Source organism: Haliea sp. E17, from assembly GCF_048323675.1.
In the GTDB taxonomy this organism is placed as follows: domain Bacteria; phylum Pseudomonadota; class Gammaproteobacteria; order Pseudomonadales; family Halieaceae; genus Mangrovimicrobium.
On record NZ_JBLWFK010000002.1, the window covers coordinates 226,857 to 253,647 of the forward strand.

The 26,791-nt window shown below is 61.7% G+C and carries 22 protein-coding genes and 1 tRNA gene; 14 read left to right on the forward strand and 9 right to left on the reverse strand.

Annotated elements, in window-relative coordinates; genetic code table 11:
* Window positions 1-4: 4 nt before the first annotated feature.
* From ACNKU3_RS04170 to glgB, 5 genes are all read right to left on the reverse strand, one after another.
* Window positions 5-418 carry an EthD domain-containing protein gene (locus ACNKU3_RS04170; RefSeq protein WP_418258156.1) on the reverse strand — a complete coding sequence of 138 codons (414 nt, stop codon included), beginning with the start codon at window positions 416-418 and terminating at the stop codon, window positions 5-7.
* A gap of 123 nt (window positions 419-541) precedes the next feature.
* Window positions 542-1,012: a PaaI family thioesterase gene (locus tag ACNKU3_RS04175; protein WP_418258157.1), complete on the reverse strand. Its 471-nt coding sequence runs from the start codon at window positions 1,010-1,012 to the stop codon at window positions 542-544.
* Between the two features lie 124 nt (window positions 1,013-1,136).
* Window positions 1,137-3,683, reverse strand: a complete 2,547-nt coding sequence (gene glgP, locus ACNKU3_RS04180) for an alpha-glucan family phosphorylase (protein WP_418258158.1) — start codon at window positions 3,681-3,683, stop codon at window positions 1,137-1,139.
* A gap of 4 nt (window positions 3,684-3,687) precedes the next feature.
* Window positions 3,688-5,142 carry a glycogen synthase GlgA gene (gene glgA, locus ACNKU3_RS04185; RefSeq protein WP_418258159.1) on the reverse strand — a complete coding sequence of 485 codons (1,455 nt, stop codon included), beginning with the start codon at window positions 5,140-5,142 and terminating at the stop codon, window positions 3,688-3,690.
* Window positions 5,135-7,324: a 1,4-alpha-glucan branching protein GlgB gene (gene glgB, locus ACNKU3_RS04190; protein WP_418258160.1), complete on the reverse strand. Its 2,190-nt coding sequence runs from the start codon at window positions 7,322-7,324 to the stop codon at window positions 5,135-5,137. The genes glgA and glgB overlap by 8 nt, the downstream gene beginning before the upstream one ends.
* A 126-nt stretch (window positions 7,325-7,450) precedes the next feature.
* Here glgB and glgC point away from each other — a divergent pair, with 126 nt between their 5' ends.
* From glgC to ACNKU3_RS04215, 5 genes are all read left to right on the forward strand, one after another.
* The gene (gene glgC, locus ACNKU3_RS04195) at window positions 7,451-8,719 is read left to right on the forward strand and encodes a glucose-1-phosphate adenylyltransferase (protein WP_418258161.1); all 1,269 of its coding nucleotides are present in this window, start codon (window positions 7,451-7,453) and stop codon (window positions 8,717-8,719) included.
* Window positions 8,709-10,421, forward strand: a complete 1,713-nt coding sequence (locus ACNKU3_RS04200; protein ID WP_418258162.1) for a glycoside hydrolase — start codon at window positions 8,709-8,711, stop codon at window positions 10,419-10,421. The genes glgC and ACNKU3_RS04200 overlap by 11 nt, the downstream gene beginning before the upstream one ends.
* Before the next feature lie 5 nt (window positions 10,422-10,426).
* The gene (malQ, locus tag ACNKU3_RS04205) at window positions 10,427-11,905 is read left to right on the forward strand and encodes a 4-alpha-glucanotransferase (protein ID WP_418258163.1); all 1,479 of its coding nucleotides are present in this window, start codon (window positions 10,427-10,429) and stop codon (window positions 11,903-11,905) included.
* Between the two features lie 210 nt (window positions 11,906-12,115).
* A complete protein-coding gene (locus ACNKU3_RS04210) occupies window positions 12,116-13,243 on the forward strand; it encodes a porin (RefSeq protein WP_418258164.1) in 1,128 nt (375 codons plus the stop codon).
* Between the two features lie 153 nt (window positions 13,244-13,396).
* Window positions 13,397-13,813 carry a CBS domain-containing protein gene (locus ACNKU3_RS04215; RefSeq protein ID WP_418258165.1) on the forward strand — a complete coding sequence of 139 codons (417 nt, stop codon included), beginning with the start codon at window positions 13,397-13,399 and terminating at the stop codon, window positions 13,811-13,813.
* 36 nt (window positions 13,814-13,849) lie between these two features.
* Here ACNKU3_RS04215 and ACNKU3_RS04220 read toward each other — a convergent pair whose 3' ends face one another.
* Window positions 13,850-14,767, reverse strand: coding sequence for a hypothetical protein (locus tag ACNKU3_RS04220; protein WP_418258166.1), 918 nt, complete (start codon window positions 14,765-14,767; stop codon window positions 13,850-13,852).
* 565 nt (window positions 14,768-15,332) lie between these two features.
* On the opposite strand from ACNKU3_RS04220, the gene ACNKU3_RS04225 reads away from it, so the two are divergent.
* Window positions 15,333-16,739 carry a hypothetical protein gene (locus tag ACNKU3_RS04225; protein ID WP_418258167.1) on the forward strand — a complete coding sequence of 469 codons (1,407 nt, stop codon included), beginning with the start codon at window positions 15,333-15,335 and terminating at the stop codon, window positions 16,737-16,739.
* A 264-nt stretch (window positions 16,740-17,003) separates the two neighbouring features.
* Window positions 17,004-17,246 (forward strand): hypothetical protein, encoded by a 243-nt coding sequence (locus ACNKU3_RS04230; RefSeq protein ID WP_418258168.1) that lies wholly within the window; start codon window positions 17,004-17,006, stop codon window positions 17,244-17,246.
* Between the two features lie 144 nt (window positions 17,247-17,390).
* Here the strand turns inward: ACNKU3_RS04230 and ACNKU3_RS04235 are convergent, their stop codons facing one another.
* A complete protein-coding gene (locus ACNKU3_RS04235; RefSeq protein WP_418258169.1) occupies window positions 17,391-17,936 on the reverse strand; it encodes a hypothetical protein in 546 nt (181 codons plus the stop codon).
* A 612-nt stretch (window positions 17,937-18,548) separates the two neighbouring features.
* Here ACNKU3_RS04235 and ACNKU3_RS04240 point away from each other — a divergent pair.
* Window positions 18,549-19,700, forward strand: coding sequence for a hypothetical protein (locus ACNKU3_RS04240; protein WP_418258170.1), 1,152 nt, complete (start codon window positions 18,549-18,551; stop codon window positions 19,698-19,700).
* A 209-nt stretch (window positions 19,701-19,909) separates the two neighbouring features.
* On the opposite strand, the gene ACNKU3_RS04245 is transcribed toward ACNKU3_RS04240, so the two are convergent.
* Window positions 19,910-20,923: a DUF1214 domain-containing protein gene (locus ACNKU3_RS04245; protein ID WP_418258171.1), complete on the reverse strand. Its 1,014-nt coding sequence runs from the start codon at window positions 20,921-20,923 to the stop codon at window positions 19,910-19,912.
* Window positions 20,924-22,445: 1,522 nt separating this feature from the next.
* Window positions 22,446-22,531 (reverse strand) — tRNA-Leu (locus tag ACNKU3_RS04250).
* Window positions 22,532-22,781: 250 nt separating this feature from the next.
* On the opposite strand from ACNKU3_RS04250, the gene ACNKU3_RS04255 reads away from it, so the two are divergent.
* The 6 genes from ACNKU3_RS04255 (at window position 22,782) to ACNKU3_RS04280 (ending at window position 26,786) form a co-directional block, all read left to right on the forward strand.
* On the forward strand, window positions 22,782-23,033 hold the full coding sequence (locus tag ACNKU3_RS04255; protein ID WP_418258172.1) for a hypothetical protein: 252 nt from the start codon (window positions 22,782-22,784) through the stop codon (window positions 23,031-23,033).
* Window positions 23,034-23,146: 113 nt separating this feature from the next.
* Window positions 23,147-24,205: a tRNA preQ1(34) S-adenosylmethionine ribosyltransferase-isomerase QueA gene (gene queA / locus ACNKU3_RS04260; protein WP_418258173.1), complete on the forward strand. Its 1,059-nt coding sequence runs from the start codon at window positions 23,147-23,149 to the stop codon at window positions 24,203-24,205.
* On the forward strand, window positions 24,202-25,323 hold the full coding sequence (gene tgt, locus ACNKU3_RS04265; protein ID WP_418258174.1) for a tRNA guanosine(34) transglycosylase Tgt: 1,122 nt from the start codon (window positions 24,202-24,204) through the stop codon (window positions 25,321-25,323). Before queA ends, tgt begins: the two co-directional genes overlap by 4 nt.
* The gene (locus tag ACNKU3_RS04270; protein WP_418258175.1) at window positions 25,316-25,672 is read left to right on the forward strand and encodes an NGG1p interacting factor NIF3; all 357 of its coding nucleotides are present in this window, start codon (window positions 25,316-25,318) and stop codon (window positions 25,670-25,672) included. Before tgt ends, ACNKU3_RS04270 begins: the two co-directional genes overlap by 8 nt.
* Window positions 25,669-26,265, forward strand: a complete 597-nt coding sequence (locus ACNKU3_RS04275) for an NUDIX hydrolase (protein WP_418258176.1) — start codon at window positions 25,669-25,671, stop codon at window positions 26,263-26,265. The genes ACNKU3_RS04270 and ACNKU3_RS04275 overlap by 4 nt, the downstream gene beginning before the upstream one ends.
* On the forward strand, window positions 26,262-26,786 hold the full coding sequence (locus ACNKU3_RS04280; protein WP_418258177.1) for a gamma carbonic anhydrase family protein: 525 nt from the start codon (window positions 26,262-26,264) through the stop codon (window positions 26,784-26,786). Before ACNKU3_RS04275 ends, ACNKU3_RS04280 begins: the two co-directional genes overlap by 4 nt.
* Window positions 26,787-26,791: the final 5 nt, after the last annotated feature.

A 26,791-nucleotide genomic window follows, 5' to 3' on the forward strand; every position in this document is an offset into this window, starting at 1 on the left:
GCACTCAGTCCCGGTAACTCAACTCGACATGGGTGGCCTCGCCATTGGGGCCCATCGGCGAGTCGTATTCGACGACACTGCATACCGGGTTGGCGTGGGATGCGAACAGCCTGGCTTCGTCGTCCTTGACCGCCTGCAGGCGATCCGGGCTGCCGATGATCTTCTGCGAGTTCTCGAAATCCTCGCGGCTGTTCCACCAGATTTCCATGATGCAGTCGTAGCCCGGGTCGTGGACCTCGCCGGTCACCGGGTTCTTTTCCGCGTGCAGGTACCGGCGCACGTAGCGCACGGCGTTGGGGATGGAAGGGGAGCGCCCCATACGTTTGGACAGCTGCGAGTGCTGGTTCTCGTAGTAGTCCATGAATTCCTCGGCAGTCATGTCCGGGCGCTTTTTGAAAAAACAGATTTGCTTGAACATCGCTGGGCCTTGCTGGTTATTTATTAGTCTTTCACTGCATCTTCGATGAATCGATTGCGTTTGTACAGTCGCTCGTCCGGGCATCCATCGCCCCCGGTGGATTGGCGCGCAGTATCCCGGGGCTTACTCGAACCAGGCGCCGCCAACCCTGACCGCGATGACCAGGCCCTGGGCGCAGAGTACGCCCCCGGAACTGAGCTGGCAGTCGAGGCTTATCTTGTTTTCCCGCGCCTCGGTGACCGTCGCCTTCAGCGATGCCCCGGCGGCGATTTCCACCGGCGCGCGGTAGGAAACGTCCAGTTTGCCGGTGACAAACCAGATAGTCTCGCCCGCGCCGATTTCCCGGCCCTCCATCTGGTAGGCCTTGGCGATGGCGGTGCCCACGCAGTGGCAGTCAATCACGGTGGCGATAATGCCGCCGTTCAGGTAACGCTCCGGTCCGGCCGAGTGAAAGCTGGCGGGGCTGAAGTGGCAGACCGATTCGTCTTCTCCGGACCAGTAACTCTTGATCCTCAGGCCGTTGTGGTTATCGGGTCCGCAGCCGAAACAGTGGTTGTTGGGAATCAGGTCCTGGAAAGCGGGGTTGCCTTGCATCGTGGTCTCCGGCGACTGGTACCGAGGGTACAAGTGTAGCCGGAAATTACCGACGCGGAGCAAGCGCTACAGCAACACCGCTGGAGTGCCCGGTGCCCCGGCACACCAGCCGGTGCCGGCCGGATCAGATCCAGATCATCGCGCCCAGTTCGAAGGGGTGGCTCTGCGCGGGATTGTAGGGATACATGCGAAGCTGGTAGTACTGCAGGCCCGCCAGCTGGGGATCCATATCCAGCCCGAATATCTGGTAGTCGCCCTCCTTTTCCAGGGGAGAGAGCTCACTGGTGAGCTCGACGGAGAATGCACCGGATTCGTCCTGGCGGCCCAGCAGGCACTCCAGCCGCACGTCATCGGCGGCAAGCCCGTCGAGCAGGGCGCGCACCCGCAGCATGATCTGGCCGTCGGTGTGGACGACCAGCGGCGGCTGGACCAGCAGTTCCATACTCACCTGGGGCCAGGCGGCGCGCACCTTGAGCTTCCACGCGGCCAGTTCCTTCGCAAGGGCGGCGTCATTGGCTTCGAGTTTCTGCCGCTGGTCGCGGGCAGCGGTGTAGAACTGGGTCACGTAGTCGCGCAGCATGCGCTGGGCGTTGAAGCGCGGAATGGTCGATTTCATCGAGGATTTCGACAGGGCAACCCACTCGGAGGAATAGCCGCCGCTGTTGCCGTCGTAGTAGGTGGGAAACACCTCGTGTTCCATGATGTCGAGCAGGTCCCGGGCTTCCTCGAGGAAGCGATGGTGTTCGTCAAACTGGCCGCCGCGGGGCGTAATGCCCCAGCCATTGGTGCCGTCGTAACCCTCGCCCCACCAGCCGTCCAGTACGCTGAGATTGACCGCGCCGTTGAGGCCGGCTTTCTGGCCGGAGGTGCCGCTGGCTTCCAGGGGGTATTCCGGGGTGTTCAGCCACACGTCCACACCGGCGACCATCTGCCGGGCGAGCGCCAGGTCGTAGCCTTCGAGGAGGAATATCTTGCCGATGAATTCCGGCCGCATGGAGAATTCGTGGATCTGCCTGATCAGCGCCTGGCCCGGCTGGTCCTTGGGATGGGCCTTGCCGGCGAAGATGATGATGGCCGGTCGCTCGGGGTTGCCCAGCAACTGCGCCAGGCGCCCGGGGTCCGCGAACAGCATGCCGGCGCGCTTGTAGGTGGCGAAGCGGCGGGCGAAGCCCATCACCAGGAGGTCCGATTCCGGCTCCACCAGGTAGCGCAGCATGTGCTTGATGACCGCGTCGGAAGTGCCATTGCGGCGCTGCTGCTTTTCCACGCTGGCGGCAACCCGTTCCAGCAGTTCGGATTTCAGCGCCTTGTGGATGCTCCAGTAATGGTGGTTGGGAACGTCGTCGAGGCGCTGCCAGTAATCCTCGTTGAGCAGTTCGTTGCGCCAGTCGTCCAGGCGCAGGTCGAACAGGCTGATCCAGTCGGGGGCGAGGAAGGTCTGCAGGTGAACACCGTTGGTCACGTAGCCGATGGGGTTCTCCTCCGGGGGAATCTGCGGCCAGATCTGGCGCTCCATGTCCGAGGCGACGCCGCCGTGTATCCGGCTGACGCCGTTGTGGAAGCGGGTACAGCGCAGTGCCAGGGTGGTCATGTTGAAGCCGTCCCCGCTGGTGACGCCGAGCGCGAACAGCTGCTCGAGCGTCATGCCCAGGGCGTGGGCCATCGGCGTCAGGTAGCGGGCGACGAGTTCGTGATCGAAGATGTCGTGGCCGGCCGGCACCGGGGTGTGGGTAGTAAATACCGTGCCGGCGGCGACCAGTTCCATCGCACTGAGGAAGTCCAGCCCCTCGCGCATGCGGAAAGCGCAGCGTTCAAGCAGCTGGAAGGCTGCGTGGCCCTCGTTGATGTGCCAGGCCGTCGGCCGCAGCCCCAGTGCGCGCAGTGCGCGCACCCCGCACACGCCGAGCACCAGTTCCTGCTGGATGCGCATCTCCCGATCCCCGCCGTACAACTGGTGGGTGATGTGCCGGTCGGCCTCGCTGTTGCCCGGCAGGTTGGTGTCCAGCAGGTAGAGGTTGATATGGCCCACCCGCGCGGTCCACACCGCGACTTTCAGCATGCGACCGGGAAACTCGATGTCCAGGGTCAGCTGCTGGCCGGATTCGGTGAGAGTCGGTACCACGGGGAGATCGTGGGGATGCGAGGGGGTATTGATGACCTGCTGCTGGCCCTGGCCGTCGATGATCTGGGTGAAGTAACCCGCCTGGTAGAGCAGGCCCACCGCGACGAAGGGCAGGCCGAGGTCGCTGGCGGCCTTGCAGTGGTCGCCGGCGAGAATGCCGAGGCCCCCGGAATAGATCGGGAAACTCTCGTGGAGGCCGAACTCCAGGCAGAAGTAGGCGATCAGGTCCTTCTTCGGGTCGAACGCCCTGGTCAACTCGGGATGGCCGCGGTGTTCGCGGTAGGAATCGTAGGCCGCCATCACCCGGCGGTAGTCCTCGAGGTAGGAGCGATCCTGGGCCGCCTCGTCGAGGTTCTGCTGGGACACGCGGCGCAGGAAAACCTTGGGATTGTGGCCGCATTCCTCCCACAGTACCTTGTCCAGCCGTTCGTAGAGCTGGCGGATGGAGCGCTCCCAGCTGTAAACGAGGTCGTTGGCGAGGTCGGCCAGGCGTTCGAGCGCCTCGGGGATGATGGGTTGTACTTCAAGGGGAAACCGGGTGCCTGCCATGGTGTTAACTCTCCGGAGAGAAACCGTACAAATCCAGGTACTGGTGCGCACTGCGCTCCCAGGAAAAATCGCCGCTCATGGCCCGCTGTTGCAGGGCCATCCAGTGTGCGGGCTGACGCCACAGGAGCAGGGCTCGATCCAGCGCTGTGCGCAGGGCGCTGGAATCCGCTTCCGTAAATGCAAAACCGTTGGCCGTACCCGCGGCGATAGTCGCCTCGCTGGCATCGGTGACGGTATCCGCCAGCCCGCCCACCGCGCGCACCAGGGGCAGTGTGCCGTAGCGCAGGCTGTACATCTGGTTCAGGCCGCAGGGCTCGAACAGTGAGGGCATCAGGAAGACATCGGCCCCGGCTTCGATGCGATGGGCCAGACGCTCATTATAGGCCAGCCGCAAGGCCACCGCGTCGGGATGCTGCGCCGCGAATTCGCCCAGCGCCTGTTCCAGGCGTGCCTCGCCGGTGCCCAGGATCGCCAACTGCGCCCGCGCCGCCACTAACTCATCCAGTACCGGCAACAGCAGGTCGATGCCTTTCTGTTCCGCGAGCCGGCCGACGAAGCCGAACAGCGGCAGGTCGTCGCGTGGGGGGAGCCCCAGTTCATCCTGCAAGGCCCGCTTGTTCAGCGCTTTGCGTTCCAGTTGGGTGGCGTCGTAGTTGGCCGCGAGCAGGGGGTCGGTCGCCGGGTTCCAGATGTCCGTGTCAATCCCGTTGAGGATGCCCACTAGGTGCTGCCGGCGGTGGCTCAGCAGGCCCTCCAGGCCCATCCCGCCGGGGGCGCTGCAGATTTCCCGGGCGTAGGTGGGGCTGACCGTGGTAATCCAGTCGGCGAAGGCCAGGCCGCCCTTCATGAAGCAGAACTGCCCGTGAAATTCCATAGCCTCGGGGGACCACCATGCCCAGGGCAGTGACAGGCGCTCGAAGGTAGCGCGGTCGAACAGCCCCAGGTGGGCGAGGTTGTGGATGGTGAAGACGGTTTTCGGCCGCTCCTCGCGTTCGGCCAGCAGGGCGATGGCAGGTGCCGTGTGCCAGTCGTGGCAGTGCAGGGCATCCGCGCGCCAGTCCAGTGCGGTCTCGCCCAGGGCGAGTGCAGCCGCGGCCTGTGACAGCAACATGAAGCGCTCCGCGTTGTCGCTCCAGGGCTGGCCGCTCGCGTCCTGGTAGGGGTTGCCGTCGCGCCCAGAGAACGCGGGGTGCTCCAGCAGCCATACCGGGACACCCGAATCCGGCATGTGGGTTTCCAGCAGAGCAACGTTCCCTCCCGGCAACTGCAGCCGCGCGACTTCTTTGGACGTTTCAAGTTTTGCAAGGAGCGTGCCGTAAGCCGGCAGGAGAATCCGCACATCCACGCCGAGCCGGTGCAGGACCGCCGGCAGGCTGCCGGCGACGTCGGCCAGGCCGCCGGTTTTTACCAGAGGAAAAGCTTCACTGACCGCGAACAGCAGCCGCTGTGGTTCAGCCATGGTGATCCCCGAGTTGCAGCACGATGCCTGCCAGCGGGGGCAGGACCAGGGACAGGGAATAAGGATGGCCCATCCAGGGCTGTGCCTCGGCGGTAATCAGGCTGCCGTTACTGACGTCGCTGCCGCCGTAGTGGTGCGAGTCGGAGTTGTGCACTTCCCGGTAACGACCCGCGGCGGGTACGCCGACGCGGTAGCCTTCGCGCACCACCGGGGTGAAATTGAGCACCACCACGACGAAGTCCGCACCGTCCCGGCGCAGGTAGGCGAGTACCGACTGGGTGATGTCGCTGCAGTCGATCCAGTCGAATCCGGCTGGCTCGAAACTGTGCCGGAACAGCGCCGGGGTGCCGCGGTAAAGGCGGTTGAGGTCTCCGACCAGTTGCTGGACGCCGGCGTGGGCGGGCTGCTGCAGCAGTTCCCAGCTCAATTGGCCGAGGTGCGACCACTCCCCGGGCTCGGCGAGTTCGGCGCCCATGAACAGCAGCTTGCTGCCGGGGTAGGTGTACATATAGGTGTACAGCAGGCGCAGGTTGGCGAAGCGCTGCCAGGCATCGCCAGGCATGCGCCCGAGCAGGGAGCGCTTTTCATGGACCACTTCGTCGTGGGAAAAGGGCAGGACGAAGTTCTCGCTGAAGGCGTACATCAGGCCGAAGGTCAGCTGGTCGTGATGGTAGTGGCGGAAAATTGGCTCCAGCCCCATATAGCTGAGGGTGTCGTGCATCCAGCCCATGTTCCACTTCATGCTGAAGCCCAGTCCGCCCACCCAGGTCGGCCGGGTGACCTGGGGCCAGGCGGTGGATTCCTCGGCGATGGTCACGACCCCGGGGTGGCGGCCGAGAACCCGCGCGTTGAGATCACGCAGGAAGTCGATCGCCTCGAGATTCTCGTTGCCCCCGTAGGCGTTGGGCTCCCATTCGCCCTCACCGCGCGAATAGTCGAGGTAGAGCATGGATGCCACTGCATCCACCCGCAGGCCGTCCAGGTGAAATTCCTCGATCCAGTAATTGGCGCTGGCGAGGAGGAAGTTGCGTACCTCGGGGCGGCCGTAATTGAAAATCAGCGTGCCCCAGTCGCGGTGTTCGCCGCGCCGGGGGTTCTCATGCTCGTAGAGCGCGCTGCCATCGAAACGCGCCAGCCCGTGGGCATCGCGGGGAAAGTGGGCGGGCACCCAGTCGAGGATCACGCCGATACCGCGCTGGTGCAGGTAGTCGATGAAGTAGCGGAAATCGTCCGGCGTGCCGAAGCGCGAGGTGGGCGCGAAATAGCCGGTCGCCTGGTAGCCCCAGGAGTCCTCAAAGGGGAACTCGGTGACCGGCAGCAACTCGATATGGGTGAAGCCCAGCCCTTCTACGTAATCGGCGAGGCGTCGGGCGAGTTCGCGGTAGCCGAGGAATTCCCCGTTTGCATCCTGTTGCCAGGAGCCCAGGTGTACTTCGTAGATCGAGAGCGCGGCGTGCTGCCAGTCCCAGCCAGCGCGGCGCTGTAGCCAGTCGGCGTCCCCCCAGCGGTAATCGCCGGGTGTATCCACGATAGATGCCGTGGCCGGGCGCACTTCGAAGCGGTTGCCGAAGGGGTCCGATTTCAGGTGCAGGCCGCCCTGGGCGTCGACCAACTCGAACTTGTAATGACAGGGGGTGACAATGCCTGGAATGAACAGTTCCCAGACTCCACTCTGGCCCCGCACCCGCATGGGGTGGGCGAGGCCGTGCCAGCCGTTGAAATCGCCGACCACGCTGACCCGCTGGGCGTTGGGAGCCCAGGTGGCGAAGCGCACCCCGCTGACCCCCTGGTGTTCACAGCAGTGGGCGCCGAGGACCCGGTAGAGGTGTTCGTGGCGGCCCTCCCCAAAAAGGTGCAAGTCGAGGTCGCCGAGCACCGGAGTGAAGCAGTAGGGATCGTCGAACTCGAATTCCTGCCCCTGGCCATCCCGGCCCCGCAGTCGATAGCGCGGCAGGGTGTCGCCGGGCAACGAGGCGCTGAACAGGTCAGTGCCCGGCAGGCGCTGCATGGAAATCGCCTCGGCGCCGCTCAGCACCTGCATTTCCGCCGCGCCCGGGAGCAGTGCCTTGATATGCCAGAGGCGCCCGCGGCGGTGGCAGCCGAGGATTTCAAAGGGGTCGTGGTGGCGCCCCGCAAGTATTCGCCGCACGCCATCGCTGGTAGGCCTGGAAATTGCTGCCATATTACATTCTCGTTGTGCGTGAAGGCGGCCAGGTCGGCAGGAAAAATTCCCGGCTATCGACCACAATGAAAACAGATGGTAAGAAATTTAGTGTCGCCAGCCAATTAGATAAATGGTGAACCCTGCATGTTCGTGACAGATTCTCCCCGCTATGTCAGTTTGATGACCCGCGACACGCTTGCCCTGGTGCTCGCAGGTGGCCGCGGCTCGCGCCTCAAGCAGCTGACCATGTGGCGGGCCAAACCCGCGGTTCCCTTCGGCGGCAAGTTCCGGATTATCGATTTCCCGCTGTCGAACTGTGTCAATTCCGGTATCCGCCGGGTGGGCATTCTCACCCAGTACAAGTCGCACAGCCTCAACCAGCACGTCCAGCGCGGTTGGGGGTTCATGCGCGGCGAACTGGATGAATTCGTCGAGTTGCTGCCCGCCCAGCAGCGCCTGGAGACCTCCTGGTACGAGGGCACTGCCGACGCCATCTACCAGAACATCGATATCATCCGTATGCACCGGCCGGAGTACGTGCTGATCCTCGCCGGCGACCACGTCTACAAGATGGATTACGGCACCATGCTGGCGGCGCACGTGGAGTCGGGCTCGGACATTACCGTCGGCTGCATCGAGGTGCCCCTCGCCCAGGCATCCTCCTTCGGCGTGATGGCGGTGGACGGGGAGCAGCGAATCACCGATTTTACGGAAAAGCCGCCGCAACCCACCCCGATGAATGATGCGCCGGACAAGGCGCTGGCCTCCATGGGCATCTATGTGTTCAAGGCCGATGTGCTGATCGAGGAACTGATCCGCGACGCCAATACCCCGGGTTCGGCCCGGGACTTCGGCCAGAACATCATCCCGGACAACATTCACCGGCGCAAGGTGACCGCGTTTCCCTTCCGCAGCGGGGCGGCGGGAGGCGCCGCCTACTGGCGCGACGTGGGCACCGTGGACGCCTTCTGGGAGGCCAACCTGGAACTCATCGGTATCAGTCCAGAGCTCAATCTCTATGATCGTGACTGGCCTATCTGGACCTACCAGGAGCAGGCCCCGCCGGCCAAGTTCGTGTTCGACGACGACGAGCGCCGCGGCATGGCGGTCGATTCGATGATCGCCGGGGGCTGTATTGTCTCCGGCTCGGAGGTCCGCCACTCCCTGTTGTTCTCGCACGTTCACGTGCATTCCTACAGCCAGATCGAGGATGCGGTGGTGTTCCCCAGCGTCGACATCGGCCGCCACTGCGTGATTCGCAAGGCGGTCATCGACAAGGGCTGCAAGATTCCGCCCGGTACGCGTATCGGCGTCGACCGGGAGGAGGACGAAAAGCGCTTTTACGTTTCCGAGAACGGGGTCGTGCTGGTGACGCCGGAGATGCTCGGCCAGAGGTTGCACTATGCCCTCTGAAAAACCAGAAACCGACCAGCCGATGCGCGTCATGCTGTGCTGGCACATGCACCAGCCGGAATACCGCAACCTGCGTACCGGCACCATCAGCCTGCCCTGGACCTACCTCCACGCGATCAAGGACTATGTCGACATGGCCGCGCACATCGAGGCGGTGCCGAACGCCCGCGCGGTGGTCAATTTCGCGCCGATCCTGCTCGAGCAGATCCAGTTTTACGTCGATCAGTTGCAGGACTTCCTCGAGGGTCGCGGCGCGCTGGGCGACCCGCTGCTGGCTGCGCTGGGTGAGGCCGTATTGCCGGTGGAACCCCACGCCCAGCTGGAGCTGGTCAAGGCCTGCCTGCGGGCAAACCGGGAGCGCATGATAGACCGCTTCCCCGCGTTCGCGCGGCTGGCGGCGCTGGCGGACCACTACGTGGAGCATCCGGAGGGGCTGATCTACGCCTCCAGCCAGTTCCTCGTCGACCTGCTGGTCTGGTACAACCTCAGCTGGCTGGGCGAGTCGGTCCGCCGCAGCGACCCGCGGGTCGCGGAACTGGAAAACAAGGCCAGCAACTTCAGCGTGCACGACCGGCGCGTCCTGCTGCAACTGATGCTGGAGTTGATGGCGTCGATCGTTCCCCGCTACCGGGCGCTGGCGGAGGAGGGCAAGGTCGAACTCACCATGAGCCCCTATGCCCACCCGATCGTACCCCTGCTGCTGGACATGGAGAGCGCGCGCGAAGCCATGCCCGACGCGCCCCTGCCGCTGCACACGGAATATCCCGGCGGCCCCGAACGCACCCGCTGGCACCTGGCGAAAGGGCTGGAGGTTTTCGACAAATATTTCGGCAGGCGGCCGATCGGCCTGTGGCCCTCGGAGGGCGGGGTCAGCCAGGATTCCCTGGGCTATTTCGCGGAGGCCGGATTCCGCTGGATCGCCAGCGGTGAAGGGGTGTTGAACAACAGCCACGAAAACAAGGACCTCGGTTGCCGGCATCGCCTCTACCGCTTCGGCGATGCGGATATCCTCTGCGCCTTTCGCGATGATGGCTTGTCCGACCTTATCGGCTTCAACTATTCCGATTGGCACGGCGAGGATGCGGTGGCCAACCTGGTGGGCCACATGGAAAATATCGCCGAGCTGTGCCGGGACCACAAGGACTGCATGATCAGCATCATTCTCGACGGCGAAAACGCCTGGGAGTACTACCCGGAGAACGGTTACTACTTCCTCGGCCATCTCTACGAAGCGCTGGCTGAGCATCCCCGATTGTCACTGACGACGATGCAGGACTTCCTCGACGAATGTGAACCGCAACCCACACACGAGGCGCACCTTACCGCGGGCAGCTGGGTCTACGGCAGTTTCTCGACCTGGATCGGTTCCGCGGAAAAGAACCACGGCTGGGACCTGCTGGTGGAGGCCAAGCGCTGCTTTGACCAGCAGGTCGCGAGCGGCGCCCTGGGGCCGGAGGAGGTGGCCGTTGCGGAACAGCAACTGGCGATCTGCGAGGGTTCGGACTGGTTCTGGTGGTTCGGCGATTACAACCCGGCGGATTCGGTCAGCCTCTTCGACCAGCTCTACCGCCTGCAACTGGCCAACCTCTACCACGCGCTGCGTGTCGAACCGCCGGGGAACCTGGCGGAAATCATTTCCCGCGGCGGCGGCAAGCCCAGCCGCGGTGGCGTCATGCGCCATCACGATGAGCATCACCATTGAAGTCCATGAAAGCAGCGCGCACTGCGGGGGTATTGCTGCACCCCACCAGTTTGCCGACCGCCGGCTACACCGGCGACTTTGGCGCGGCGGCCTACCATTTCATCGATGTCATGGCCGAGGCAGGCCTGTCCATCTGGCAGGTGCTGCCGCTCGGGCCGACCCATCTCGATGGCTGCCCCTACCTGTCATCGTCGGTACATGCGGGCAACCCGGACCTGATCGACCTCGACTGGCTGGTCCAGCACGGCCTGCTGGACCTGGTGCAGGCGGCCGACGGCCGCGAGGACCGGGTGGCGAAGCGCCGGGCCCTGGATATCGCCGCCGATAACTTTTTCGACAATACCTACCCCGCCGGATACTCGCCGCTGGTGGCAGAGTACAGCCGCTTCCTTGAAAGCTCGCCCTGGCTTGAATCCTATGTGCGCTTCCAGGCCTTTCGCGATGCCGAACAGTACCGTCCCTGGAGCACCTGGCCGGAGGGCCTGCGCAATCTCGATCCCGTTGCCTGTGACCGCCGCGCCGGTGAACTCGCGCTGAAGATCTCCCACCTGCGCTTTCGCCAGTTCGTCTTCCACCTGCAGTGGCAGGCGCTGAAACGCTATGCCAACCAGCATGGCGTCCTGTTGTTCGGCGACATGCCCATTTACGTCGACCTGGAAAGCGCCGATGTGTGGGCCAACCAGGCGCAGTTCGACCTCGACGCCGAAGGCCGGCCGCGCACGGTGACCGGGGTGCCACCGGACTATTTTTCCGCGGAGGGACAGTTGTGGGGCAATCCGCAGTACGACTGGCAGCAGATGCGCGGGCAGGGCTTTGGCTGGTGGCTGCAGCGTTTCGCCACCGCGGCGAAGATGTACGACATCATCCGGATCGACCACTTTCGCGCCCTGCAGGCCTACTGGGAAATCCAGGCCGGCGCGACAACGGCGATAGAGGGGCGCTGGGTGGAAACCCCTGGCCGCGAACTGCTGGCCCTGGTGCGCGAGCGCTTCCCGGGCCTGCACCTGGTGGCGGAAAACCTCGGCATCATCGGGGAGGATGTCGAGCAGTTGCGGCGGGATTTTGATCTCCCCGGCATGCTGATCCTGCAGTTTGCCTTCGACGGCAGCCCGGACAATCCGTACCTGCTGGAGAACCACTTGCCGAATGAAGTGGTGTACACCGGCACCCACGACAACAATACCTCGCTGGGCTGGTTCCAGAGCCTGGATGAGTCGCTCCAGCAGAGCGTTTGCGCGTATTTCAAATGTGCCGGGAAAGACATGCCCTGGGCGATGATCAGTGCCGCGATGCAGTCGCCTGCCGAGACGGCGGTCATTCCCTGGCAGGATTTCCTCGGCCTGGATGGGCGCCATCGGATGAATACCCCCGGCACGGTCGAAGGCAACTGGCGCTGGCGTTTCCGCTGGGACCAGGTGGAACTGGACCTGCCGGGGCGCATCCGGGCCTTGCTGGAACAGGCGGGGCGTTTGCAGCCGGACTGAGTCCCGGGGGGGCGGCTAAGCGGGTCGCCCCGGATGCCGGTTCCAACAGGGACCTGCAAGATAACGTCCGTGCCCTTGCGCCAAAAACCGGCCTGGGAACGTGACGTTCACGTGGCCATGCCGCCAGATGCAGCCTGTCCGGCGGATCGGATACACTTCCCTTTCTGTGAGAGCTGTCCTCGTGAGATCGCGGTGTCCGGGAGGGTTAATATGCGTACCGTGCCCCTGTGCCAGAGCCTGTCTCGTCCAACCCGCGTTGTCCTGCTCGCCGCATTGGCCAGCCAGCCCGGGAAGGCAGATGAACCGGCCTTCCAACAGGTCTGGTCGCATGCCAGTCTTTACCAGTCCGATGAGGGCTGGCTACGCAGTGTTGATCTCAGTGGCAGGCTCCAGTTCGAATACGCCTGGTTTGATGCGGACCAGGGGGACTACGACGACTACGTCTGGCGTCGCTTTCGCTTCGGATTCAAATCCGGGCTGGCCCGCAACCTCGTGGTGCACATCGAAGGTGACTTTGACCTCAATGAACCGGTTGGCGACTGGTATACGCGCCTGACGGAAGCCTACGTCGGCTGGAAGCCAAATGGGGCATTCGATCTGAAGGTGCTGAAGCACTCTGCCGGTTTCACGCTTGACGGCGCAACCTCGTCAAAACGTTTACTGACACTGCAGCGCAACAACCTCACCAATAATCTCTGGTTTACCGAGGAGTACTTCACCGGCGTGAGTGCCGCCGGCCAGGTCAACGGGAAACTGCAGTATCGCGCCGGTGTGTTTTCCGGCGATGGGGAACCGGAGGTCGGGGTCAGTGAGGGTGGAATTTTCTACCTGGCGTCAATCGGGTTCGACTGGGCTGGAACGCTTGCTGTCGATGAGGCGCTGGTCCGGTTCGACTATGTCAGCAACCAGGCACACCGGGACAGCAATACCCGTGAATTTTCCGACGCACTGAGCCTGTCGAGCCAGTGGCAGGCCAACCGGCTTGGCCTGCGTACCGACTTGGGCTGGGGCAAGGGTTACTTCGAACAAAGCGATATCTGGGGTTTCGTTGTAATGCCTTTCTACGACCTGGACGAGCGCTGGCAAATCCTGGCCCGCTATACCTGCCTGTCGAGTGCAGACGACAACGGGTTGCGCCTCGGCCGCTATGAAAATGCCATCGTCAGTGGTCGTGGGGACGAATACACCGAGTACTACCTGGGGTTGAACCTGTTTTTTTACGGCCAGAAATTCAAGTGGCAAACAGGGCTTCAATACACGGAAATGGAAGACGCTGCCGACGATGGCGGCGATTACCGGGGCTGGGGCCTGACCAGCGGTATCAGGATTTACTGGTAGCGTCCGGCCGATCCAGTCCCGATGGCCAGCACTTTTCTTCCCTGGCCACACCGGGCGCAATGGAACCACCATAGTTGGCACGTTTCACGCTTGTTGTTTGACAAACGATAAGCGGTATTCCGACAACTTTCTGAATCATCGAGAGGTGACGCCATGGACTCCCTTTCCATCCAGGACCTGATGAGCAAGGATTTTGCGACTATCCGGCCGGATATGCCGGTGGTGGAGGCGTCCAGTTACCTGGTCCGGCAGGGTTTGCTGGGGAGCCCGGTCACTGATGAGTCCGGCATCATGCTCGGCTGGATCAGTGAACACGAGTGCCTCCAGGCGGCCCTGCAGGTGGTCTATTACAATCAGCGGGTGGCGTCGGTTGCGGACCTGATGCGCACCGATGTGCTGGCGGTTTCGCTGCAGGACGATGTACTGACCCTGGCGCGCCAGATGCTCGAGGCAAAGCCCAAGATCTACCCGGTGGTGGACGCGAACAACAAGGTGCTCGGTGTCATCAGCCGTTGCCATATGCTCAAAATGCTCGATGAGCGGCTTCAGCAGCTGGCGAAAAAGCCCTGACGTCGCGCCACTTTCCGGCGGGTGTTCGGCCCGGTATCAGAACTCGAATTTCACCACGGCCTTGAGAACGCCGTCGATGACGAAGGGGAAATAGATACAACCCGTCCCGCCAAGGGTTGCCGAAGACTCGGCAACCGGGCGGCCGTTGAGCCAGACCCGGCCGATCGTCGATTCATTCCTCGCGTAACCGATACCGCGATATTCTGCTTTCAGGTCCGTGCCGTCGGCGCAGTAACCGTCACTGAACAGGAGGTAGCGGCGTGCTTCATCGGGACACCACACTTCAAAGCGCCGGACGACCGGGGTGGCATCGGTCGACAGCAGGGCGACAACCTGGACATCCCTGTTGGTGTAGAAGAATGGAATGGCGAGGCCCGTGGTGATGCCGTATTCGGCGGCATTGCGCGCCCGTAAAAAACTCGACGAGTTGGCGAGGTCGTCCATGATCACCGGGCTTTCCCGCAGCCAGGCGGTGCCGGGCAGCCCGCGTCCGTGCATGATGCTGAGCCGGTGGGAGACAAATTCCAGCTTTTCGAGTTCGCCGTAGTAACCGTCCATAAGCCGCAGTTCCTGGTCGTAATAGTCGCGGTTGTGCCAGACTTCGACGGCACCGGAGACCTGGTCGCTGGCGGCGAAGTAGATGACCATGACGGACAACAGGAATTCGCCGGCAAACACCGGTATGGACAAGGCACATTCCAGGCCGGTATCCGGGAGCAGTTCCTTGCGCTTGAAATGCATGATACTCAGGTCGGTCCAGATCAGCGGCCGCCGCGCGGCCCAGGTAATGCCGGGCAGACCCTCGTTGATCGCAAACTGCATGGATTCACTGGCGCTTCGGAACTCCTCCAGGCTCGTCGCGTATTCGCTGCCGAAATAGGCAGAACTCAATACCAGTGCCCGGCCGGACAAATCCGGGACCCAGACTTCGGCTGCCTTTGCGAGATATGCCATCGGTTGATCCTTTGCCAGCATGACGGGCTGGAAAAATGACTGGATAGTCTTGTCACAAATTCCATGCAAAAGATCAGCCATCATCAGGGGCGCCCGGATCGCCGGGGACTCCCGCAGTGACGGCCTGCGGGCAAGGTGGCTGTTGCAAGCAGTCGCGTCTGGCATGGGTATATTTGGCGCCCGGCACCAGAATGGCGCGTCAGGTGCACAACAATGAGCAGCGGAACACGGGAAAATATCCCGGTAGTTGGTCTGCCGTTTCTACTGCAACAGACGCGATGCCCTGAACAGGCAGCAGAGTTGCTGGCCTGGCCGCTACCAATGCCGTCCTCGACAAGTTTTTATGTATGCATAAAAAGCATCGAACAAGGTATAAACGAGCATTATTCTGCATTTATAGAGTGTGTTAGCGTGTGTGACCCCTGTCCGCCCTGCGGGGGTCGGGCGAGAAATAATCAGTTCAAAACCTCGAGGGTCCCACTTTATGTTTCCACGTCTCTTGCCTGTGTTAATGCTCACGGTTGCATTTTCTGGAGAAAGCTTCGCCAGCCCCGAAGAGGACGTCATGGCCTCGACAGCGGGCAAGCCGCGGGAAGCGCCATCTACCACGGTGCAACAACGCATCATTGCGGATTACGAGGATGCGGTGGTCGCGGCAAAGCCCTTGCCGCCGCTGCCCATGCCCGCCCATCCCTACCAGAACAATGACGGCTATGCGGGCGCCCATGGCGATAGTTACAACAGCGGCACCATTCCCGCGGCGGGCCCGCTGAGGAGTGATATGCAGGTGCATGCATATCGTTCCAAGCAGAAACCCGCCTATTGCTCTACACAGCATTTCGACCCCAGGGGCCGCGTGATAAGTGTCTGTGTCGGTCGCCAGACACCGTCTTCGCTGGTACTGCTCGATGCCGCCAGCATGGATGTCCTGGCCCAGTATGAATTGCCGCCCATGGCCGGCTTCTACTTTCGCATGGACCAGCAGGGGCGGGTGGTAGTGCCGGCCGGTGATATGTCCATCCAGACCTTCGAGATCGTCGATGGGGAGGGCGGCCCCGCCTGGCGCCGGGTTGAGCGGCGTGACGTGAGTTCAGCCGTTCCCGAGGACAAGCGCGGACCCATGACCATACCCCTGGACCTGGTCGCTGACTGGCAGGGCAACTGGTGGTTTTCGATCCTGAAACCGGCCTCTGTGGGTTACATCACCACCGACGGCCAGGTTCGCAGCCATCTTTTCGAAGGCGAGTCCATCGTCAATGGCCTGGCGTCGGATCCGGGCGGTGTTTCCTTCGTGACCGACCAAAACCTCTACACCATGCGTACCAGCGACAATGGCCCGGAAGTCACGCTGCGCTTCCCCTACGAGGTGGGCGACGAAGCGGCGAAGCAATCCTTCGGTTCCGGCTCGGGAACGACGCCGGTACTGTTTGGTAACAACCTCATCGCGTTCGGTGATAACGCGGACCCGCGCCCCAACGTACTGGTGTATCGCCTTGACGATATCCCCGACGACGAGCGGCTGGTATGCAAGGTTCCCGTGTTCAAGCCCGGTCGCAGCGTGCTGGAGAATTCGTTTATCGGCTATGGCAATTCGCTGGTGATCGAGAACAACAAGGGCTTCAAGATGGCCGGCAGTTCAGCTGGCGCCGAGCCGGGATTTGTCCGCATCGATGTGCGCGACGACCTCTCCGGCTGTGACATCGTCTGGGAAAACTATGAAGTTCGCGCAGGAACCGGCGCCAAGCTTTCCCTGGGCAGTGGCCTGGTTTACGTTCACGAGCTCCTGATGGGGACCGATGACGCCTGGTATATCACTGCGATCGACTTCGAGACGGGGAAAACCGTGCTGCGCCATTTCCTCGGCTACGGCGAGGATTGGGACAATGCCCTACTGACCATTTCGATCAGTCCCGACGGGTTACTCACATCCGGCATGTACGCCGGGATACTGGGTGCGAAAGATCCCGAATAGGGCAGGGTATCGGGGTCAATTCCCGCCGGGAGAGAAGTGAACCCGGCAGCAGGCCCGCAGCCGCTATTGCCCATCGGCGCTGGATTTCGATCCAGATTGCGGGCCATGCAGGCGGCGGGCCGGCTTTTCCCGGTCAAGGTGCACCGGATGGCTGTGCCTGCGGCAACCCAGGGGCGGCATGCGACTGGCCTGGTTGCCCAGATCAGCTAGAATTATCAGGAATTTCGGCCGTAACGTGTTTCCTCACGACGCGAGGTGGCTGTTATGCACCCAGCTGATTTTTTCTCCCTGGTCATCGAAACCAGCATCACCATAGCGGGTTTCTCGGGCATCGTCATTGTGCTCGGGCGCCGGGTGGATGGCGTCTGGTCTGCGCGGGACCGCATCCAACTCCGGGCGCTGCTGCTGTCCAGCATGACGCCAATCGCCATATCCGGGTTGGGGCTTCTGCTGTTGACGACTGATATCCAGTTGCTCTGGCGAGCGAGCGTTGAGGGTCTTGCCTGAACGGGGGCGTGAATCTGGTTGTTGCAGCTTCAGTAATGCGCGAGAGCGCCCCGCTGGAGGGTTCTGCCTGCTGCAGTGAGACCGCCTGGTCATCTACCGGTGAGGACGATGCGTGTTCTCTGCTCGGATGTCCGTCAGCCGGCCTCACGGGGCCAGCCCCAGCCTCTGGTTTTCACGCTGGAACATTTCCCGGATCCTGGTGCCGTCAGAAGGCTCCTCTGCAAGTGTTTCCGGGTTCCACTGGCTGCGTGCCGTATTAAAAAAATCGCCACCGTAGATGTGAATGCCCCCAGTGAACCGTTGTAATGGATTGGTGACCGAGTGCAATGCCTCTTCAGGCAACATGGCCGTGTCCTTTTCGAACAGCGCATCCGCCCCATAGGCCCTGATTCCATCCGGAGTCCTCTGCCAGAACAGGTTGTCCTCGCGACCCGTGTAAATGCCGATGTTGGCCCACATCAGGTGATTATGGGGCATCAGGTTCATCTGCGGGGTCCAGGTCGCGGAAAAAATGGTCAGTGTAGGGGATTCCAGCAATATGGTTAGTCCCGCTTTTTCGGGCGCGCCAAGCGCCGCAAGTACCGCCCCGGGTGTCGACACCGCGCGGGCCAGCACCTCGTTGACTGCGGCCTGGGCGTTAGCCTCTGCATTTGCGGCGACGCAGTCAGCAACAAAACGCTCTATATCCATGATGTTTCTCCCCATTGAAGTTGGTTGCTTGGTGGCGGCAACCGTCGCCGGTGGAGAAAGTAGCAGGGCTGATGCCGCGGCCGCTCGGGCCAGGAATGAGCGACGCCGAAAGCAGCCTGGCGACCCGTAAAGTTTCGACATCAGTCGCTCCTCGAAAGTGGTTGAGAACATCACCGTCAGCCGGCGATAGGGGAAGTGCCCGAACGCATGCGGTGAGGGCAGGTGTTGGGAATCCGCCATGAGCCAGGGCGGGGGACCCTTCTCCAGTCTAGACCAAATACCGCGCTCCAGACGCAGCAGAATCCCGAATGGTATCCGTGGGTAGGGTGATCGGGGCGGACGCTTCCCCATTGAAGCATGCGCCGAAACGTCGATAGCGCCAGGCCTGGATTCAGCCGCCGAATTCCCGGCCTGCAAAAACCTGCCTTGCAATAGCGCTTGCTGCACCGGTTTGGTGCGCGCGATTGCGTTAATGTCACAGGCTGCAGGTTCGAAATCCAATCAATTCAGAGAGTTACCTGATGGCTCGTTAATTGCTGCTCTAAGCGGTCGGTTATTTTTATCCTCCGGTGCGGTCCACGTTCTAAATTAAAAACTATGAGAGGCACAACCATGTCATACAAAGCAGTATTCGATTTTTTGAAGGCAACATCCGAGGACAGCTCCCTGCAGGGCGAACTTGCAGAAGTCATCGGAGTGGGTGACGGCAATATCAGCTCGGTTGAAGAACTGGATGATGAGGAGGCGCAGGCTCTCCTGGGCAAGCGGGGGGTTCTGGTAACCGCTCTCGCAGAAAAACGCGATTATGTTTTCACCCTGGCGGAGCTGAGTGCAGTGATCAGCGCCTATCGCCAGTATCAAACCGGTGTGATCTCCGAGGCGGATTTCTTCAAGGTTATGGGGTTGGACGAACCGGCCGGGCAAGAGGCCGAGCCTGTAGGCGTGCTCGGTAAAACTGTCAGCATGGTGTTCAAGGGCATCAAGTACAACTCCAAAATGAACGATACCCGTGTGCACGACGTGCTCGAATTCATGAAGAAAACCTCGGAGAACGCGGAATTCAAGGACGCCCTCAAGAGCATCCTGCATGTGGGCGACGGGGATATCAGTGATTTTTCCCACCTGGACGAGGAAGAGAAGCTGGCTCTGGCAAGCGAGCGGGGCGCACTGGTTGCCGAATTTGCCGCTAAAAACGGTTTCAACTTTACGCTGTCGGACCTGCTTGCCGTCACCGACGCGTTTGGCCGGGTAAAGGCAGGCGAGTTGACCGATGAGGAATTCGACCGCTTCCTCAACCTGCAGGTGAAATCGAGAGATTTTTTCCCGTTTATCGAAAACGTCATTTCGATGTCATTCAAGGGAACCCACTACTCCCTGCCTGTGATATCCAAATCCGGCGATAACACCTTGTCGGTGGTCCGCTTCATGGAACGCTCGGGTACTGACGCGGAATTGAGTGGGCTGCTGGCGGCCATTGTCGGCGGTGATGGGAATATCAGCAGCCCCGACGAAGTCGATGCAGACGAGGCGTCGGCCCTGGCCAGTGAAAAGGGCAACCAGGTTATCTCTCTGGGAGCAGACTTCGGTTACCGATTTACGGTTTCCGATCTCGCCGCAGTTCTCGGCGCGTTCAAGCTGGTCAACGACGGGGAACTATCCCTGGAGAGCTGCAACCGTATCCTGGGGTTGGGAAAACCGAACGAGGGCGCGCTTACCAACGTCAAAAAGACAGCGGGCTTGATATACCGCGGCGTCAGGTATTAGGCGCTGAGATCCTTGAGCGTATTGCCAGGTGCTGTAATCGGCTTGTTCGCGAAAGGCAACCGACCAGGATTCGCTCGCCGGTAAGGGGGCAGGAGAACTGTGATGGCCAAAGGTGGTAGCGGCCCGATCCGCTTCCACCTGCCTGGCGGTCACAGTTTGGGAGGTTCGCCAGTTTGCGACGGGCCAACCAGTTCCGGTGGTACCCAGGGTCACTTCGCTGGTTTGGCGGCCGGAGGGTTCCAGTTACCCTCCAGAATCTGCCAGCCGGGAAGGTAAAGGCGCACAATGTAGTTCCATCCCTCAGTGATTGGCAGGTAGTTCGGCTGCTTGGGATCGCCCCCGAAGTGAATAGTGATACTGCCGTCCCTGTTGGCTTTCCCCGTGATATTGTTCAGCGAGTAAGCATTGTATTTGTTGGGCGCAAAGAAACCCTCCTTGTCATAGACGGACACAGACCAAAAGGCCTGAACCGGGACATCTTTTGGCATGGTTAGAACGTAGGGCGTCTTGCCATCGTTCTGATCGGGCACGACATTGACGTAGGTCGCTCCCCGCGCCGGGTTGCCTCCCCAGCCCAGGGCGGTCGCCCCCAGGTGGCTTATCGGGTCGACTTCCCCCCGCTTGCCGAAACCGGCGGAGAAATCGCTCACCTGAATTGCGAGTGCATTGATGGCATTCCGGGTTTTCTTCAGTGAATCCTCATCCCAGTCGGGCAGCTCCAGACTTCCAGGAGAAGCCTGGCTGACCTTGATGGCGTCCTGGAGTGCATGGGCTGCCTTCATGTCTTCTGGGCTGTCGGGATTCACAAAAGTGCGGAACAGGACTATGGCGTACCGGGTTCCTACATTATCCATGGTAAGCGTAACTTCACCCGGGCCATTCTTGAGTACCGGATTGTAGTTGTCCTGGTCAATGACAAGCATTGACTGGAAACGCTTCGCGGAGTCTGGCTTGGTAATGGTGACCGGAGAAATAAGGTCGAACACACCCATCGAATAAAGAGTGTCGCGATTACCGCGGATGGTGGTCTGGTTGTCTACCGGATACACCTCTCGCAAGTGGAGCATTTTACCTACCCCACCTGCTTTGGCAGCGTATTCCTTGAACTGGAAATCACTCTCTGCACGGACGTAATTCCCGATATTGACGGGGACAGGTTGGGCATGGATCGATAGTGGTAGCAGAGAGAGCGCCACGGTCAGAGCAAGAAAGGCTTTCTTCATTGTTTTGGCTTCCCGTTTATAGCTCGATCGTACGAGTTTAGTTTACAAGCGCGTTTTCACAACATGCCGGACACGTTATCGAAAGAACCGGACGTTGTAGAACGTACGGTGTCTTATTCGAGCAAGGGAAATTGGGGCAAAACCCGTTATCTGAAACCAGGGAATAGTAGGAGAGGGTATTCCTTACAGGGTATTCACCAGCCAAAACTGGCTGGGTAAGTGTGGTGATCAAATATGGCCAAAAAGGGCTCTGACCCTTTTATCATAGGTCCGTTTTCACCACATGCCAGGCAAGTCGCAAAGTCCAGGATGATGTGTAGATAGCTGCAGGATCTATTCAGGTTTGGGAAAGCGAGGCAAAGCCCCTTTTCTCCAGATTGGAGGCCAGAAAGGGAAGATATCGCTTACTCGTCCTTCACCAGCCATAACCGGCTGAGCGGTTGGTGTCATAAAATGTAGCCAGAAAGGATCGTAACCTGTTTGCTACGGCAAAAAATTTTCAAAGGTACGAGGATCGCCACATGGACAGGAGAAAGAAGCCATTTTCCCCCGGGCCGGTTGACGCAGAGCAGATTTAAAAGTCGTTAGGCGATGAAATTGTTTTATTGGTTTTTCGCCACACAAAGCCGTCTGAGTAAATGTGGTGATCAAAAAGAGCCAAAAAAGGCTCTGCTCACATTATCTTAAAACGGTGCTTCGCCTCAGGTGCCATGCAGCAGCCCCAACCAGTCCCATGATTGACAGGAACAAGCCTGCCAACGGCACTGTCGGTACCGGGAGTACTTCAGTGATGGGAGGGAGCGGTGCTCCTACGCCAGAGCTACGCACTTCAAACGTCAGCGAGTCGGTTCCGTAGTCAAACAGGTAACTACCTGCTGTCAGCTGTAATGAGGAGAACGTGGCCCCGGTCCACGTGGCAGTGGCATTGATCGGGTCGTTGGAAACATAGCCGGCGGGTACCAACACCCTTGGTCCGGCAGTGAAAAGGGGGCTATCAAGCACCCCTACAGGACCACCTGTGCTGGAATCAGCAGACGCAACGGGAATTGGCGTCGTGTGAAGCGTCTGTGCGGGGCTGTAGGGGGCCGTAAAGGTAAGACCGCCTCCGGTGCCGACTTCGTAAAGCCACTGGTCGGGGGCACCGTAAAACAAGGCACCGACCGCTGTAGTACCAAAAGATGCTCCCAGGCCACTGGTGTCCAATGATCCAGTAGCCGTAGCCACGACATCGCTGCCGACCTCTTCAAATACAATTGTCACTGCCGAGTTTGCGCTCGCAGAGAACATAACGAAAAGAACCTGCGAATATACAGCGGTAAGTAACTTTTTCATTAATTCCTGCTTCTATGTTGGGAATCGTAAAGAATATCGAATATAGCCTAAACGGGCGAGCGGATACCAGTCCTCACCATCTGTCGAACTCACCAGAAATTCAGCTACTTGGTAGAGGCGGTTGCGTTACCCCGGCCCAAAAAGGATCAGGAGCAACAGCCGGTTTTTAGACGAGCAGGATTGAGAATTTTGGTACCGGAGGCCGGACTTGAACCGGCACACGCTCTCGCGCAACGGATTTTGAATCCGTCGTGTCTACCATTCCACCACTCCGGCATCGAGCAGTCAGGCGGCAGGCTTGAAGAAGGGCCGCCCGGGAAGAGCGCGCGATTATAGCAACCGCCTGCCAAACTGCAATAAGCCACTTAACCCGCGGGTTGATTCGCTGTAAACTTCGCCCCCGCGGTCGGGGTCTCCCGGTCGCCTTTCCCGCCGGGCACTGCAACTTAGCGCAGGATCACCTCGGTGGGGGATCTGAGTATCTGTCAATTCAACCGCCCCCCGGGGCCCGGAAGGAGAAAGGACCATGTCCATGAAACTGGTTAAGAAAACTGCCGAATACAGCATCTACAAGCGTCGCGACGAGCGTTTCGCGGTCAAGGATGCCAGGAAGAACGCCGTTAACGGCGAAGAGAAAGTGAAAATCCTCGTGGCTGAAGGCCTGGTTGAGATCAAGCTGCCCGCCCCGGTAGAAGAAGCGCCTGAAGAAGAGGCCGCTGCCGAGGAAGTGACTGCTGAAGCCGAAGAAGGCGCGGCGGAAGAGGCTGCGGACGAGTAATTCCGGCCTGTTTGCCCTTGAAAGCCGGCCCAGTGCCGGCTTTTTACATACAGGACCCACCGTTTACCGCTGGAGGCACGCTGCGGTCCCGCGCTCCGGGAGCGGCACTATCGATGAAGCGCACTGACTTTTACTACGATTTACCACCGGAACTGATCGCCCAGCACCCGCTTGCGGAACGCAGCGCCAGTCGCCTGCTATGCCTGGACGGTCGCGACGGCCGCCTGGTCCACCGCCAGTTCAGTGACTTGCCGGGCCTGTTGGGCGCGGACGACTTGCTGGTATTCAACGATACCCGGGTTATTCCGGCGCGCCTGTGGGGCCGCAAGGAAACCGGGGGCCGGGTAGAAATCCTTATCGAGCGCGTTACCGGCGCGCACACGGCGCTGGCCCATATCCGCTCCAGCAAGTCGCCCAGGCCCGGTACCCGTTTGCTGCTCAGTGCAGACGAACACAGCGAGCCCGGCGAATTTTCCCTGCAGCTCACCGGCCGCGAGGACGCCCTGTTTGCGCTGTCCAGCGAGGGCGGCCCCTCGATCACCGCGATCATGCAGGCCATCGGCCATATGCCGCTGCCGCCCTATATCGAGCGCGAAGATGAAATTGAGGACCGCGAGCGCTACCAGACGGTCTACGCCCGCCGCGAGGGGGCGGTCGCGGCGCCCACCGCGGGCCTGCATTTTACCGAGGCACTGTTGCAGCAGATCGAGGCCGGCGGGGTGCGCCGGGCCACGGTGACCCTGCACGTGGGCGCGGGCACCTTCCAGCCGGTGCGCGCCGACGACATCGCCGACCATGTCATGCACGCCGAGTTTGTCGAAGTCGGCGAGGAAGTGTGCGCCGCGGTGCGGGAGACCCGGGCGCGCGGCGGCCGGGTCATTGCGGTGGGTACCACGGCGGTGCGCTCGCTGGAGGCCGCCAGCGCGGCGGGTGACATCCAGCCGTTCACCGGGGATACCCAAATTTTTATCTATCCCGGCTACGAGTTTCGCTCGGTGGATGCCATGGTCACCAACTTCCACCTGCCGGAATCCACGCTGCTGATGCTGGTCAGCGCCTTTGCCGGCCGCGAGGCTATAATGGCGGCCTACGCGGCGGCCGTGGAGCAGCGCTACCGCTTTTTCAGTTACGGAGACGCCATGTTTATCAGCCACCGGAGGGGTGCCCAGTGAGTCGCGAATGTCACATGCGTTTCGAGCGCCTGGGCGGGGATGGCAAGGCCCGCCGCGGCCGCCTGCATTTCCCGCGCGGCACCGTCGAGACCCCGGCCTTCATGCCGGTGGGCACCTACGGCACGGTCAAGGGCATGCTGCCGCGGGATATCCGCGAGATCGGCGCCGAGATCATCCTCGGCAACACCTTCCACCTGTGGCTGCGCCCGGGTACCGAGATCATCGAGCAGCACGGCGACCTGCACGACTTCATGGCCTGGGACGGCCCCATACTCACCGATTCCGGCGGCTTCCAGGTGTTCAGCCTGGGCAAGATGCGCAAGATTTCCGAGGAGGGCGTGCGCTTCCAGTCCCCGGTGGACGGCTCGAAAGTGTTCCTCGATCCGGAAACCTCCATGGCCATCCAGCGTTCACTGGGCTCGGACATCGTGATGATCTTCGACGAGTGCACGCCATACCCGGCGACCGAGCAGCAGGCCCGGGATTCGATGGAACTGTCCCTGCGCTGGGCGGCGCGCAGCAAGGCCGCCCACGGGCAGAACCCCGCGGCCCTGTTCGGCATTGTCCAGGGCGGCATGTTCGAGGAACTGCGCGCGCGTTCGCTGCAGGGGCTCACAGAGATCGGCTTTGACGGCTACGCCATCGGCGGGTTGTCGGTGGGCGAGCCCAAGGACGAGATGCTCAAGGTGCTGGACGTGATGCAGCCCCTGCTGCCGGAAGACAAGCCCCGCTACCTGATGGGCGTGGGCACGCCGGCGGACCTGCTGGAAGGGGTGCGCCGCGGCGTCGACATGTTCGACTGCGTGATGCCGACCCGCAATGCCCGCAACGGCCACCTGTTTACCTCCAGCGGTGTGATCAAGTTGCGCAACGCCCGCCACAAGCGCAGCACCCTGCCGCTGGATGAAAAATGCGATTGCTACACCTGCAGCAATTTCAGCCGCGCCTACCTGCACCACCTCGACAAGTGCAACGAGATTCTCGGCTCCCAGCTCAACACCATCCACAACCTGCGCTACTACCAGCGGCACATGGCGGCTATCCGCCAGGCAGTCGAGGAGGGCCGGCTGGAGGGCTTCGCGGAGCAGTTCTACGCGGAACAGGCCGGCGATGTTTAAGCTGGGTTTCTACGTCCCCGAATCGCACCTCGAGGCGGTGAAACTGGCCTGCTTCGAGGCCGGCGCCGGGCGTATCGGCGATTACCAGCACTGCTGCTGGCAGACGGCCGGCCAGGGCCAGTTCCAGCCGATGGCGGGCAGCCAACCCTTCATCGGCAGTCACGGTGAGCTCGAACGGGTGCCCGAATACCGGGTGGAAATGGTCTGCGACGACAGCGCCGTGCGCGCGGTGGTGGCGGCCCTGTGTGCCGCCCATCCCTACGAGGAACCCGCCTGGGATCTCGTCGAGATCATCGCCTCGCTCGAGGAGCTGGAGGCGCGCAGCGGCGACCGGGGGCCTGGGTCATGAGCGCTGTCTTTGAGCTTATTTCACAGGGTCTGCCGCTGGACGGCCTGCAATGGGACAGCAGCCAGCGCCCGCAGGCCGCGGTGCTGGTGGCGCTGTCGGACGAGGAAAGCCCCCGGGTCATGCTCGGGCGCCGCACCCGCCACCTGCGCCATCACCCGGGTGAGATCGCGTTTCCCGGCGGCAAGCGCGAGGAAACCGACCCGACGCCCTGGGCAACCGCCCTGCGCGAAGCCGCGGAGGAGGTGGGCATGCCCGTCGATACACCGCGGCCGCTGGGCGAGCTGAGCCCGCTGGTCACGCGCACCGGCTTTGAAGTGCATCCCTGCGTGGCGGTGGTGCCGCCGGGTTTCGACCCGCTGGTGGATGTGCGGGAATTTGAATCGGTATTCACCCAGCCGCTGCAGCGCTTTGCCGCCCGCGACCTGTTCCGGCTGGAATCCATCGAAATCGAGGGGCGCCTGCGTATGGTCCCCCATTACGATATCGACGGCGACAATATCTGGGGCGTCACTGCCGCGGTACTGGCCCTGCTGGCCAATATTGCCTACGATGCCCGGCTGGAATTACACCGCGACTGGAGCGTAGCACCGTGAAATATGCACTTGGCGACAAACAGGTTCAGCTGATCGGCGATGGCCACTTTATCGCCCCTGGCGCGGCGGTCATCGGCGACGTGATCCTGCACGAGGAAGTCAGCATCTGGTTTTGCACGGTCCTGCGCGGCGACGTCGACCAGATCGAGATCGGCCCCGGCAGCAATATCCAGGACGGCACCGTGGTCCACGCGGACCCCGGCAGCCCGGTGCGGATCGGCCGCAATGTCACGGTGGGCCACAACGCGATGATCCACGGCTGCGAGATCGGCGACGGGAGCCTGATCGGCATCAATGCCGTGGTGCTCAACGGCGCGAAAATCGGCAAGGGCTGCCTGATCGGCGCTAACGCGCTGGTTACCGAAGGTAGCGTTATTCCCGATGGCTCGATGGTGCTGGGTTCGCCCGGCAAGGTCGTGCGGCAACTCGACGAGGCCGCGCGCGAGCAGCTGCTGCTGGGCGCCGAGGGTTACCGCGGCAAGGCCCGGCGCTACAATTCCGAATTCCGCGAACAACCCTGAAGCTG